Annotated in this window: 10 protein-coding genes; 4 read left to right on the top strand and 6 right to left on the bottom strand. The window is 54.0% G+C overall.

The window, feature by feature from the left end:
* Positions 1 to 31 precede the first annotated feature (31 nt).
* The 3 genes from Q4501_RS11605 to Q4501_RS11595 form a co-directional block, all read right to left on the bottom strand.
* Positions 32 to 1825, bottom strand: a complete 1794-nt coding sequence (locus tag Q4501_RS11605) for an alpha/beta hydrolase (RefSeq protein ID WP_303596399.1) — start codon at positions 1823 to 1825, stop codon at positions 32 to 34.
* Between the two features lie 93 nt (positions 1826 to 1918).
* Complete coding sequence (gene fabG / locus Q4501_RS11600; RefSeq protein ID WP_303596398.1) at positions 1919 to 2662, bottom strand: 3-oxoacyl-[acyl-carrier-protein] reductase; 744 nt, start codon at positions 2660 to 2662, stop codon at positions 1919 to 1921.
* A gap of 163 nt (positions 2663 to 2825) precedes the next feature.
* The gene (locus Q4501_RS11595; RefSeq protein ID WP_303596397.1) at positions 2826 to 4043 is read right to left on the bottom strand and encodes a polyhydroxyalkanoate depolymerase; all 1218 of its coding nucleotides are present in this window, start codon (positions 4041 to 4043) and stop codon (positions 2826 to 2828) included.
* Positions 4044 to 4162: 119 nt separating this feature from the next.
* On the opposite strand from Q4501_RS11595, the gene Q4501_RS11590 reads away from it, so the two are divergent.
* Positions 4163 to 4366, top strand: coding sequence for a hypothetical protein (locus Q4501_RS11590; protein WP_303596396.1), 204 nt, complete (start codon positions 4163 to 4165; stop codon positions 4364 to 4366).
* A gap of 5 nt (positions 4367 to 4371) precedes the next feature.
* Positions 4372 to 6258, top strand: coding sequence for a monovalent cation:proton antiporter-2 (CPA2) family protein (locus Q4501_RS11585; protein WP_303596395.1), 1887 nt, complete (start codon positions 4372 to 4374; stop codon positions 6256 to 6258).
* 26 nt (positions 6259 to 6284) lie between these two features.
* Here Q4501_RS11585 and Q4501_RS11580 read toward each other — a convergent pair whose 3' ends face one another.
* Complete coding sequence (locus Q4501_RS11580) at positions 6285 to 6905, bottom strand: flavin reductase family protein (protein WP_303596394.1); 621 nt, start codon at positions 6903 to 6905, stop codon at positions 6285 to 6287.
* A 43-nt stretch (positions 6906 to 6948) separates the two neighbouring features.
* Positions 6949 to 9111, bottom strand: coding sequence for a 5-histidylcysteine sulfoxide synthase (gene ovoA, locus Q4501_RS11575; protein WP_303596393.1), 2163 nt, complete (start codon positions 9109 to 9111; stop codon positions 6949 to 6951).
* 272 nt (positions 9112 to 9383) lie between these two features.
* Between ovoA and Q4501_RS11570 the strand changes: the two genes are divergently transcribed.
* A complete protein-coding gene (locus Q4501_RS11570; RefSeq protein ID WP_303596392.1) occupies positions 9384 to 10853 on the top strand; it encodes a DASS family sodium-coupled anion symporter in 1470 nt (489 codons plus the stop codon).
* Here Q4501_RS11570 and Q4501_RS11565 read toward each other — a convergent pair.
* A complete protein-coding gene (locus Q4501_RS11565; protein WP_303596391.1) occupies positions 10844 to 13027 on the bottom strand; it encodes a LemA family protein in 2184 nt (727 codons plus the stop codon). The genes Q4501_RS11570 and Q4501_RS11565 overlap by 10 nt on opposite strands.
* On the opposite strand from Q4501_RS11565, the gene Q4501_RS11560 reads away from it, so the two are divergent.
* Positions 13026 to 13394, top strand: coding sequence for a hypothetical protein (locus Q4501_RS11560; RefSeq protein WP_303596390.1), 369 nt, complete (start codon positions 13026 to 13028; stop codon positions 13392 to 13394). The genes Q4501_RS11565 and Q4501_RS11560 overlap by 2 nt on opposite strands.
* Positions 13395 to 13671: the final 277 nt, after the last annotated feature.

The following is a 13671-nucleotide window of genomic DNA, read 5'->3' as shown; positions in this document are numbered from 1 at the left end:
GGGGCCGCCTGCCAGGTGACAGCGTTACGTTTTAATTCTGCACATAAGCCCCGGGTGCTGGTTCGATTACCGTGAGGTTTCCTTCCCCGGCCTGGCGGGCTTTCACCTTGCCACCGTCAAACTTTGCCGCCCAAGCGATCCAATCTGGCCACCAGGAGCCTTCAAACTGCTCTGCGCCACTTAGCCAGGCATCCGGCTCCAGGTTGCTGTCATCGTTGAGACGATAGCCGTATTTTTTCCGGTCCGGCGGGTTGATGATGCCAGCGATGTGCCCTGAGCCTCCGAGTACAAATCGCACAGGTCCGCCCAGGTAACGGGACCCCTTGTAACAGGAGACCCAGGGCGCAATATGGTCTTCGATGGCCGAGGCGAAGTAAGTCGGAATCTTGACCTTTCCCAGATCAATCGGTGTGCCCGCCAGTTCAATACCCCCGGGCTCACGCAACCGGTTATGCATGTACATATTGCGTAGATAAAAGCTATGCATGGCCGCAGGCATGCGAGTGGCATCTGCGTTCCAGTAGAGCAGGTCAAAGGGGGCGGTGTCGCGACCCAGCAGGTAATTGTTGACGAAAAATGACCATATCAGGCCATTGGCCCTCAGCATGTTGAAGGCGGTTGCCATGGAGGCGCCCTCAAGATAGCCCTGTTTGTCCATGGCCTTCTCGAGCTTGCTAACGGCGTCCTCATCAATGAACACCTCCAGATCGCCAACATCCGAGAAATCCAACATGCTGTTGAGAAAGGTTGCGCTTTTGATTCTGTTGTCCTTGCGGGCTGCGAGCCAGGCCAGTGTGCAGCCAAGCAGGGTGCCGCCAATGCAGTAGCCGACGGTATTGAGCTCGCGTTCTCCGGTGGCTTGCTCAATCGCGTCCATGGCAGCGATGGGCCCGTCCAGCATGTAATCTTCAAAGCTCTTGTGTGCCAGTTCCGGCCCTGGATTAACCCATGAGATTACGAACACCGTGTGCCCATGTTCCACCCAGTAGCGGATGAACGATTTTTTCTCACCCAGATCGAGAATGTAGTACTTGTTGATCCAGGGGGGGATGACCAGCAATGGCCGACGGTGAACGGTGTCAGTCGTTGGCTTGTATTGAATCAGCTGCATCAGCTCATTCTGGAAAACAACATCTCCCGGCGTGTTGGCCAGGTTCTCCCCAACTGTGAAGGCATCCGGGTCAGACATTCTAAAGGGCATAGGGCCCGAGCCTTCATCCAGATCACGCAGCAAGTTGGCTATCCCGCGCAGCAGATTCGTGCCGCGCGTCTGCACGGTTGTACGCAGCACTTCCGGGTTGCTCAGAACGAAATTGCTCGGTGCGAGAGCGTCTGTCATCTGGCTTGTGAAAAAACGCACTTTGCGCCTGGTGTGCTTGTCCATTCCGCGCACATCATTGATGGTGTCCATGATCCAGCGATTAGTGAGCAAGTACGCCTGTTTGATGGCGTTGAATGCCATCGTGTCGTTCCAGCCTGGATCGCGGAAGCGCCCATCGCCCCTTTCCGGCTCGATCACGTCCAATCGCTTATTGCGTATGCCACTGGAGACCAGGCCCGAACAGAATTTGGTGGTGTCTCTGAGTAGGCGCACCTGCGCGAGGACCAGTGTGTCAGGCTGGGTCAGGAGCTTTCCTGTGAGTGAAACAAAGGGTTTGGCCATGCTTTTGATGCTGACCGGATTAGGGCTTCTGCGTTGTAAACGGCTCATAATAGAGCGTTTCAGGAGGTTGCTGCCATGTATGCTGACGCGCATCAGGGAGCGGGGCACAACGTTGGGTTCAAGTTCGGGGTTGGGTGTGGTTTTAACAGGTTTCTCAGACATTGGCACAGTCTCCAACCCGCGACCACCAGGGCCGCGGATCTGTTAAAAACGGCGGTGGACGCAAGGGCTCTTTGCATCTGCCGCGACGGGGTTTTACATGTACACACCGCCGTTAACGTTGATCTGCTGGCCGGTAATGTAGTCTCCTTCCGCGGCCAGGAATACGACCGCTCTGGCGATCTCCTCCGGTTGGCCAAAGCGCCCCATAGGTACTCTCGATATGATTTGTTCGCGGATGTTCTCAGGGACCTGGGCAAGCATTTCGGTCTCGGTAAAGCCCGGGGCAATGGCGTTGACGGTAATGTTATGCTTTGCCACTTCAAGCGCCATGGTTTTGGTGAAGGCGATAATGCCGCCTTTGCTGGCAGCGTAGTTAGCCTGGCCGAAGTTACCGGCCTGGCCGACGAACGAGGTGATGTTGATGATGCGCCCGTACTTTTGCTCCAGCATAATATTCAGCACTTCGGAGCAGGTCGCGTAAACGCTCCCCAAGTTGGTATCGAGAACGTCATTCCAGTCGTCATCGGTAAGTTTTTTCATGGATTTATCCTTGGTGATGCCCGCGTTGTTCACCAGGATGTCGATACGCCCCCACTTTTCGTGAACCTTTTTGATCATGCCGCGCGCCTCCGGCATCTTCGAAAGGTCCGCCTTGATGGCCAGTGCCCGGACGCCTTCCGCCTCAATTTCCTTGAGGGTTTCGTCTGCATCGGATTGCCGTGAGCGATAGTTGATTGCGACGTCTGCGCCGCGTTGCGCGAGCTGAAGTGCGATATGCCGGCCGATGCCACGAGAGCCGCCGGTGACAATGGCCACCTTGCCTGTGAGATCTTTCATGAGACTCTCCTTGGTATTGTTTTGATTTCGGTACTGCGTAGCTAATAATTATTGTTGATCGTTGAGTATTTTGCGTTTAAACCAAAAGCTATATGCAAAGACTACTCATTAATTAAGCTAGCAGAGGCCCCACGACGCCACAAGGAATCGGCGAAACAAACGATCAGGCGGCGCGGATAAATTCCCGTAATCTGGGTGAAATCGCCTTGCGCCACTGGCTGCCATTGAACACGCCGTAATGGCCCACACCTTGCTGCAAATGATGCAGCCGGCGGGAGTCCGGGATGTTGATACATAGATCCTGGGCGGCACGGGTCTGCCCAGGGCTGGAAATGTCGTCTTTTTCGCCTTCAATCGTCATCAGGGCGGTGTCGCGAATGGCGGCTGGGTTTACCAGGCGGCCGCGGTACTTGAAGCAGCCGCGTGCCAGCTGAAATTCCTGAAAGACACGCTGTATCGTATCGAGGTAGTAAGTGGCCGGCAGGTCCATCACGGCCAGGTACTCGTCATAAAATTCACGGTGGCGGCTGACTTTCTCGGCTTCGTCGTCCCGAATGGATCTGAATAGCCCCCGATAGGCATCAACATGGCGGTCGAGGTTCATGTTCACAAACCCGGTCAGTTGCAGGAATCCCGGGTAAACTTTGCGCATGGCACCAGGGTAGGGCGCGGGCACCGGGTGGACGAGGTTACGTTTGAACCACGCCAGTTTGTGTTTGGTCGCCAGTTTGCATGGTTCTGTCGGGTCGATGCGTGCGTCAATAGGCCCGCTCATTAACGTTAGTGAGCGAGGCGCCGAGGGGTGGCCATCCTCTGCCATGACGGCGGTTGCTGCCAGTGCGGCCACTACTGGCTGGCAAACGGCCAGCACGTGCGTATCGGGCCCCAGGTGGTCGATGAAATCAATGATGTAATCAATGTACTCGTCGAGACCAAAATCGCCCTTTGAAAGTGGAACCATACAGGCATTGCGCCAATCGGTAATGTATACGTCATGATCCGGTAGCATAGCTTCCACTGTGCCGCGAAGAAGCGAAGCAAAATGGCCTGATAGCGGTGCAATAATCAGTAGTTTCGGGTCATCCGGGCGCGCCACATCGCGCTGGAAATGCTTAAGCTGCGCGAAGGGTTTGCGTTTGACAATGGCCTCGCGAATGTTGACTTGCTCGCCATCACAGATGGTTGTGGGTAAATTAAAGGCTGGCTTCGGGTAGCGGCGGGTCAGATCTCCGAATACGCTGTAAGCTGAAGCTACGCTGCGTGCACCCGGGATACGGGAGAGTGGGCTGAGTCGATGTTGGAGCAGCTTGCTCTGAACACTGGCTATCATGCGTACCGGCTTCAGTGCTGCGCGGCCTATCTCGTGGGCAAAATACATCATGGCGTTGTCCTGATTGAGTTCTGGCCGGCAGAGATGCCCCGGCGAGCCTATTGGGAACCGTGATTCACACACTAGCATGTTTTTAAACAATCGAGATCCTGGCCTGGAGCTTAAGTACCATGGAAACCGCTCATCTGTTTTTGGGGTTGATTTTCGGCTCCATTGGCATCGGTTACTTTGTCTACGGTCGAAAACAGTCGAGTCTGATCGCACGATATTGCGGTATTGCCCTGATTCTTTATCCATTTTTGGTAACTGACACAATTGCTGTGGTAGCTGTCGGTGTTGTTCTGATGCTCACCCCCAGATTTATTGATCTCTGACCCTTATGACCACTTATTTTATTCAAGCTTTCATTTATCTACTTGCTGCCGTAGTTGCAGTGCCTTTAGCAAAGCGTTATGGCCTGGGCTCTGTGTTGGGCTATTTGGTTGCCGGCGTGGCGATCGGGCCTGTTATGGGGCTGGTGGGGCAGGAAACCAGCACTATTCAGCATTTTGCAGAATTCGGTGTCGTTATGATGCTGTTTCTGATCGGCATGGAAATCGACCCGAAGAGGCTTTGGGCCAGGAAGGTTCACCTTCTGGGGCTTGGTGGCTTACAGGTAACCTTGACCTCTACGGCCGGGATGGCTGTGGCCTGGGGGCTTGGGCTTCAGTGGCAGACGGCACTGACGGTAGGCCTGATTTTTGCGCTTTCCTCTACCGCTATTGTGTTGCAGACCCTGGAAGAGAAAGGCCTGTCGAAAACAGAAGGGGGGCGCAACGCGTTCTCCGTCTTGTTGTTTCAGGATATTGCGGTTATTCCCATGTTGGCTCTGATTCCGCTGCTGGCGTTACCTGGCCTGAAATCGAACTCCGGCTCTGTTGCCAGTCCTGAAACAGGATTGAGCCTGGTCGACGGTCTTCCCGGCTGGGGCCACGCACTGGTAGTTGTGGGTGCGGTCGCTGCCGTTATCGTTGGTGGTTATTATTTGAGCCGCCCTTTGTTCCGCTATGTTGTGCAATCCAGGTTACGTGAGATTTTCACTGCGACAGCGTTAATGCTGGTTATCGGCATTGCGGCACTGATGAGTATTGTGAACCTCTCGCCGGCTCTTGGAGCCTTTCTGGCCGGTGTGGTATTGGGTAACAGTGAGTTCCGCCATGAACTGAAAGCGAGTATTGAACCCTTCAAAGGCCTGTTGCTGGGGTTATTCTTTATCACCGTGGGTGCGGGCATTGATTTCGGGGTACTGGTAGCCGAGTGGGACGCCGTTGCTGGTTTGGTGGTAACGGTGATAGTGATAAAAGCTCTTATCCTGCTCATCCTTGCGCTGATATTCAGGAGCCGTGGCAGCAACGGCTGGTTGTTTACTCTGGGGCTGGCACAGGCAGGCGAATTTGGATTCGTGTTGCTTACCTATGGCGTACAAAACGCCGTTATTCCGCCAGATGTCGCCAAGATTCTTTCGTTGGTTGTTGCGTTGTCGATGTTCCTCACACCCATGTTGTTCATTGCTTACGACAAGCTTGTTTTGCCGCTCTACCGGCGTTCGAAAAATGACGAACGTGAGTCGGACACGATAGATGAGCAAGCGCCAGTGATTGTCGTGGGTGTGGGGCGCTTTGGCCAGGTAATCTGTCGGCTGCTCCGGGCCAACGACATTCCTGTCGTGGCTCTCGACCATGAATTCGAGCAGATTGAGAATCTTCGCAAGATTAACATCAAGAGCTTCTTTGGTGATGCGAGCCGGCCCGAATTGCTGGAAACTGCGGGCATTGGGCAGGCGCGTTTGCTGGTGGTTGCCATTAACGACAGCGAACGTGCTGTTCAGATAGTAGAGCACTCGAAGAAGTTCTTCCCGGGCGTATGGATTTTGGCTCGGGCTTTTGACCGCGGGCATGGCTATCAGTTGAGGGAAGCGGGTGCAGACGATGTGGTCAGTGAAACCTACCACTCTGCGCTGGAGCTTGGCGGCTACACCCTGACCGCGTTAGGCGTGCATCCTATGCGGGCGCGGCAAATGACCTGGGCGTTTGTCGATAACGAGCAGGCCCATAAAGACCAGTTGTTTGAGGCCTGGAAGGAAATCGAGGGAGGTATTAAGTTTAGTCCTCGATATGGTGAGTTGTTCATGAAGCTGGAAGAAGCGTTGAGCAGCGCCATGCATCGGGACTGGGACGAACCAAAGCCCGAGGATGTTCCGGTATGGACACCGCCGGAACATCATTGATCAGGGTGTAGCAATTGGCCCGAGATTTATTTGGGCCGGTGCATCTGGAATTTCTGCCCTGCGTCCAAGGTAAAGTAGTCGGCAGGGCCGCCACCCCGCATGACTGGCTCTGCTGCCGCTGTATCGTAGATCCCATCTTTAAGAAGCTGTTGTGCGATGTGCACACCAACGACTTCACCGAAAACCACCCAGGTGTCTACCTTTTTTCCATCGGCACCTGAAAGCTGTAGTACTTGTGAAACTCTGCATTCCAGGGTTACCGGGCTTTCCGCGACATGCGGAGGAGAAATAATCCGGGACGGTCTGGGTGTAAGCCCTGCAAGGGCAAATTCGTCAACTTCTGGCCCGACAGGTGCACAGGTCTGATTCATGGCGTCGCTGAGCGAGCGCGTGACCAGGTTCCAGCAGAATTCTCCCGTCTCTTGTGCATTGCGAACGGAATCTTTGTAGCCGATGCTCGAGAATCCAATGATCGGGGGGATATAGTTAAAAGCATTGAAGAAGCTGTAAGGAGCTAGGTTAAGCGTTCCCTCACTGCTTCTGGATGAAATCCAGCCAATCGGGCGTGGTGCCACCAGGGCGTTGAACGGGTCATGGGCCAGCCCATGGCCTTGGGCTGGTTCATAGAAGTGAATACCTTCTGCCATAAAACGTTCCTTGGTGTTGATTGGCTGGATGGAGCCACGCGGGTCAGCGTGGCAACCGCTCCCAAATGGTAACTTCAGACAAGGTGTGCTGATGCTTATGTTGTGTTTCACGGATGATGAAGGGCACTTTTCTGGGCTCTCCTACTAACCGGAAGTTGTCAGAGAGGAGGTCTCGCAAGCCGTCCAGCGTTGTGTAGTTTTCTCCGTCTTTTTTGAAGCCTCCAATCCATTCGTCTTTGGGTGTGTGTTCCTCCAGCCATGTATAGGGTGATGCAATGATGAGCAGGCCGCCTTCGTTAACTCGCTCATGAATGCTGTCGAGGAAGCGTCTTGGCCGGTAAAGCCTGTCAATCAGGTTGGCAGCCAGTACCAGGTCGTAACCAGTGAATTGAGGTTTCAGATTACAGGCGTCTCCTTGATGGAACGACACCCTTTGGGCGGCTGCTTCCAGCCCAAGTTCCTTGAGCGTGCGGGTATGGTAGCTAACCAAATCGCCTTCTTCGGCAAGTGAGTATCGCACCGAGCCCTGGTCTGCCATTTCGACCCCAAGGCGGATAAAGTTGGCTGAAAAATCAACGCCCTCCACCACACTGAATTGTCGGGCCAGTTCAAAGCTGGCGCGGCCGCAGGCGCACCCGAGATCCAGGGCCTTTTGCGTTGGCTTTCCTTTCATGGCTTCCAATGCCAAATCCGCAAGGGCCTTCGGGAAGTTGCCAACCCCGAATGAGGTGTCACCAAAGTGAAATTCCGCGTACTCCGTGAGTAGCTTATCGCTTTCATAATAGGCATTGGGCTGCGCTGCCTCCGCCTCAGATGTGATATATCTGAACCCGGCATGCTGGAAGAAGTGGCGTCTGAACGCATAGCGGGCAGCAAGACGCGCTTCATTTCCGCACGAAATCCAGGAACCGCCTTTGATGAGATTATGCTGACCGTCGAAGGTTGGAGTGGTGAAATCGTCGTATAGAGGATGTACCTTGAAGTTATTGAAAGGGTAGGTCGGTGTTTCGGTCCATTGCCATACGTTGCCGACGACATCAAACCATCCGCCATGCCGGTAACGGGTTACCGGGCAGGGCGAGGCACCGTGATCCAGGTGCAGGTTTCCGTTCGCGGCGCCGTCGCCAACTTCCTCTACACCGGCGGCCGAAACCAGCCGGTACCATTCATCTTCTGTGGGCATGCGAACAGGTAGCCCGGTTTGCTCCCGTTTCCATTCACAGAAAGCTTTTGCCTCGTGGTAATTCACCTCCACAGGCCAGTCCCAGGGCATTTCAACTTCTTCGGTCATCAGTCGCAGGTGCCAGGTGTTGCGCCACTGCCAGAAGGAGGGGTGCTTGGCGCCCGTAAAACGGCGCCAGGATTGCCCCTCGTCGCTCCAGTATCTGCCCTGCTCATAACCGCCTGCCTCGACAAACTCCAGGAATTCCTGATTGCTCACCAGATATTGACTGGCTTTGAATTCTTCGACGTCTGCTTCGTGCTCGCCGTATTCGTTGTCCCAGCCATAGTAGGCGTCGTCGTAAGACTTCCCGATACGGACTCTACCGGCCGGTACTGTTATCAGTTCATTTACCGGTGCTTCACCCGTTGCCATACAGGGTCGCCAAGCTGGCTGTGGCCGAACCCTTGCGAGGTCGTGCTGGCGGATCAGTACGGACGAAGTTTCGAGGTGAATGCGTTCGTGCTCAATGGCCATGACGATTGGCCACCAGGGATTGTCCCAGTTAATCGGCATGTGCAAGGGCAGGGTGTCGATCAGATCAAGTACCGTGGCTCGTACCCTGGCCCGGTAGTCCATTACCTCAGACACACTTGGCCAGCTGTAATGATCGTCGTTCAGATCGTCCCAGCTCATTTCATCCACACCTACCGCAAAAATCGACTCCATACGAGGATCAATGCGCTCTGGAAGAAGTTTCGCCAGCGTGAGCTTATTGATAAAAAATGTTGCGGTGTGGCCGAGATAGAAGATGAGCGGATGCCGCAATGGAATGGATTTTTGATAGAACCCCGTATCATCCGCCAAACAGTCGAAAAGGCTTGTATAGGTGTCAAAAGTGTTAAGGAAGTAGAGACCTATTTCTTTACGCTTTTCGCCCGGAGCGCCGTCGTCCAGCCTGGGTGTTCTAAGCAATGTTATCGGGCTTGGCCGTGTACTGGGTGATTTAGCTGTGAACACAGTTGTCTGGGATGGCGATGTCATGGTCAAACACGTTCCTTTGGGGTGTTGGATCAGGCATTTATACGTTTAGTTACCGTGTAACGGTTCATGATAGGGCACAAATTGCCTTCTTTTAAGCCGGATTGATGATATGTGGCAAGTGAGCCCGAAAGTCTCTCGCAGATTGTTTACAGCCATAGCCGTCAGCGACTAGCCTGTAAGCAGATTTCTCTTAGTGGAGTTCCCTTGTTCAGAGAGTTGGCCTGTTTGATCTCAATGGAGCTTTTTCAAAAAACACTAAAGGATTGTTTGTAATGCCATCTTCTACATCCGATTTTCGTTTACTGCCTGCCCTTGTTGCAATCGCCATCGGGATTGCTATCTGGTTCATACCTACACCGGAAGGTGTTTCTGCTCAGGGCTGGCTGATGCTGTCCATCTTCGTGGCGACCATTGCGGCCATCATCGGCAAGGCAATGCCGATTGGCGCTATATCGATTGTGGCGATTACCGTAGTGGCGGTTAGCGGCGTTACCAGCGACAATCCGGGCACGTCGATTCGCAATGCGCTGGGGAGCTTTAGTAATTCGCTGATCTGGCTGATAGCCATAGCGATCATGATCTCCCGGGGGCTCATAAAAACCGGGTTGGGTGAGCGTATTGGCTACTACTTTATTGCGATCTTTGGCAAAAAAACCATTGGAATTGGTTACGGCCTGGCGCTTTCAGAACTGGTGATCGCACCGGTCACGCCCAGCAACACTGCCCGTGGCGGCGCTATTATTCACCCAATCATGTTGTCTATCGCCAAGAGCTATGGGTGCACGCCAGACGAAGGCAATACCAATAAAATCGGCAAGTATCTGGCGTTGGTAAACTACCATGCCAATCCTATTACCTCGGCGATGTTCATTACCGCCACCGCACCCAATCCATTGACCGTCAAATTGATTGCCGATGCTACGGGCGCCGCGATCAGCCTGAGCTGGATGACCTGGGCTTTCGCCATGTTGTTGCCTGGCCTTGTTGCCATTGCGCTGATGCCTCTGGCGATCTACTTGATGTATCCCCCGGAAATAAAAGCCACACCGGATGCGGTCAATTTCGCCCGTGAACGCCTCGAAAAGCTGGGAAAGCTGACCCGTGATGAAGGCATCATGCTGGGTGTGTTCCTGGTTCTGTTGTTGCTTTGGGCGGATATACCTGCCTGGATTTTTGGGGCCTCATTCAAACTGAACGCAACCACCACGGCCTTTGTAGGTTTGTCGATTCTGCTGGTCACCGGCGTATTGAACTGGAAGGACGTGCTGGGTGAGAAGAGCGCCTGGGATACGCTGGTCTGGTTCGGGGCACTGGTGATGATGGCCACTCAGCTTAACGAGCTGGGCGTTATTACATGGTTCTCCGGGGCTATCCAGGATGGCATTGTCAGCACAGGGTTGGCGTGGCCAGCTTCAACGGCGATTCTGGTTTTGGTGTTTCTGTATTCCCACTATTTCTTTGCCAGTACCACTGCCCACATCACTGCGATGATGGGAGCTTTTCTGGTCGTTGGTCTTGGCCTGGGCGCTCCACCTATGGCTTTTGTGCTGATGATGGCGGCCACCTCCTCCATCATGATGACGTTAACTCACTATGCCACCGGCACATCGCCGGTCATATTTGGCTCGGGCTATGTAGCCCTGGGTGAATGGTGGAAGGCCGGTTTCGTGATGAGCCTGGTAAATCTGGCCATATGGGTAGTGGTTGGTGGTCTCTGGTGGAAGCTGTTGGGCTACTGGTGAGTTGGCCGAAACCGGAACAGCTTGGCCAGAATCAGATCCGGGAAGGACTGTATGCGGGTGTTGTAGATCATCACGCTTTCCGTATGGCTGTTCCGTAGAAGCGCAAGGTAGTTTTCGGTCTCGCTCATAATGCTCATAAACTTCATGATCACGGTATTGTTTTTAAGGTCCGGGTAGTTCTCTATCCGGGCCAGCAGAGTTGTGACCACCTGCTGTTCAGTTTCCATTAACTGATCCATACGGTCCGGGGTATTGGTCTTCGCAGGGTTAGCCGTTCGTAGTTGGGCGATGGTTCTCAGCAGCTCTTTCTCATGGGCCAGCGACGCTTTTACCGCTTTCTCGAGGTTGGGCCACAGGTCATGGCGCTGTTGTAAGATTGTGTCGATATTGGCTCTGGCCCTGTCGACGCGGTTTTTAAGGAACACTATGTCGTTGTAGTGCAAAACGCCAAGGTAGGCGCAGAGCACTAATGGAACGGTGAGTGCAGACAGCAACAGATTATCCGGGCTAAAGCTGCCGTCTGCAGCCAACAAGGCAGTGGCCGCAAATAGAAACAGTCCGAGGCTCACAGCCGTGCCGGCAAATCCTCCCGCACCCCGAGAAAGGACTATGTCGTCTTCTTCCTGAGTGGTGATCAGAAATGGCGAGTCACTATCTTTTTGCAGGGCCAGGCGGTCTGGCTGCTCACGGTCGAGTCCCGCAAACCCAAGGCAATAAACATTGACCAGTGTGTCCAGTAACCTGACGGTGTAGCGTTTATTGCCACGGATTTCCGAGTGGCGTTTCGGGTAGATGATGTTGGCGCCCTCGGGATAGACCAGTGCCCGGCCTTCGTTGTCTTCCAGCCAGAAGGGCACGCGCTCTTTCTTATGTTCTAAGGTGCGCCATTTTTTATCCTTACCGGACCCCCTACGTTCTTCAACTTTATAATCGTAGGCAACGCATTTTTCGTTCCGAAGTGGGTCGCGAACCGGTGGGTATGCATCATCTACATCGACCATAGCCTTCAGCTCGGAAAGCCCGAAGCTCAAGCCCTTGGTGCTGGTTGTAGGCACGGCCTCAATCAAACGCTTCAGTTTAACCGCACGTATGGCGAACAGAATCAGAACAACAGCGAGTACCGAGCTTGCGGCGGAAAGCCCCCAGCTCGTCCAGGTATGCTGGAATTTGCCGTTTGGCTGACTTTCGATAATTTGTGCCGCCCTCGCAGCGGTACTGGCATCCAGTTCAGGTATCGGCAAGCGTTTTTCTACTAGGCTCCGGAATTTCCATCGGTCGAGCCACCCGCTTGTGCTCTGGTGAATGAGCTGTCGCAAAGCGGCGAGATCTGCGAGTACCAGTGGGTTGCTGGCTTCAGTGCTAATTTGTTGATAGCGGGATTCGTAAAGTGTGGCAATTCCCTGCCATTCCTGGTTCAGCTTGGTCACGCCCAGGGCCGCAAGCGTTCCCGAAACAGCGATGCTCATCACCCACACATAAACCCAAAAACGGTGTATTTTGGCGGCCGTCAGCAGCAAAGCCACGCCCAGCGCCAGCAAACCGGTGGCAATTGAAATCCGGATGGCCGCGCTGAACATTCGATCCCCGCCATCGATATCGAGGGTGAAGCCTGAAACCAGCGCTGGCAGACTAAAGTCTTCCAGACCGGAGAATGTTAGTTTGCGGGTCTCGTTGTTGTAGTGCCCGATTATTCGCACAGTCTCACCGGGCTTCAGAGCCCATTCCGAATAGATTTTATCCCCGGCTCTTGACCTGTAGGTTCGCTCAAGGCTCCATTCGATGGCGGACAGGTCCTTTCCGGGGGCAATGGTAACGGTGCCACTGGAATCCCGAAGCTGGAAGTTTGTGCCGCGCTGGCCGGAGTCGAGTGTACGGGTGCGCAAATCGCCGTCGGAATCCCGATACTCTTCCTCAAGTTTGTAGCGGTAATAAACGGCCTCCGAGTTGGAGTAGGGAGCTGTGAGTGCATCCCGTTCGATATGGACTTGTCCGGCAAGGATATACGGCCCTTTTGCCAGGGCTCCGATGGGTGTCTGTGGCATGCGCTCCATTTGGCGCGCCTGAGCGAGTTGCCCGAGCCCGGTTTGCATGAGGTGCCAGGAGGCGACCAGACAGCCCAGTGCGAGCAGGGCTATAATAATTCGTTTAACACTTCGACCCATAAAGGCTTTCATGAAATTCCCGATTGTTACTGTTTCTCTGGTTTCAGCCGCGTTAATGTTTGTTCTCTGGGACCAAGCTCGGGAGCAGCCGGAAGTTGTCGATGCAAAAAGGTTTACCAGTCTGGCGGAAAATCCCGTTCAACTCAGTACGGCGGTGGGCTGGATTGTGACTCAGGTACCTTCCCTCTGTGAGGATGCTACCGGGCAGCCACCAGGCACCGGGGCTTATACCCGCTGTGTAGCGCAAGCGGAAACCCGCACGTCGACCTGCCGGCGTGCGATGTACGACCAGTTTCCGAGCATTGTGGCCTCAGAGGCTGTTTTTCGGGACCTGTCGATAACCTTGATAAATTGCCTGGTGCCGGATGCGCTAGGTTAACACGTCAGCTGATTCACAATCCGAGTTTGCTTGTCGCCAGACAACGATGTATTCGGTGGTTTCACTGCCATCAGAAGTACTCTATTTCCCCAAACCTGCGCCTTCATATCAGTGTGCGTCAATTAGCCGCACCCCCAAGTGCCATGTATTAAAACGCTCTATTCCTAATCGTTACAAGCTAGTAACGAATCATTTTGACAGAGGGTAGTGCTCGGCTAAGGTTTGTATTGGATATAACGAAATAACCTTTTGGATACTGGGGGCTCTTCGTGTAGCA

This window comes from Marinobacter sp. 2_MG-2023 (assembly GCF_030546935.1).
Lineage (GTDB): Bacteria > Pseudomonadota > Gammaproteobacteria > Pseudomonadales > Oleiphilaceae > Marinobacter.
Note: the sequence above shows the minus strand (reverse complement) of the source record. Positions and strands in the feature narration are given on the sequence as shown.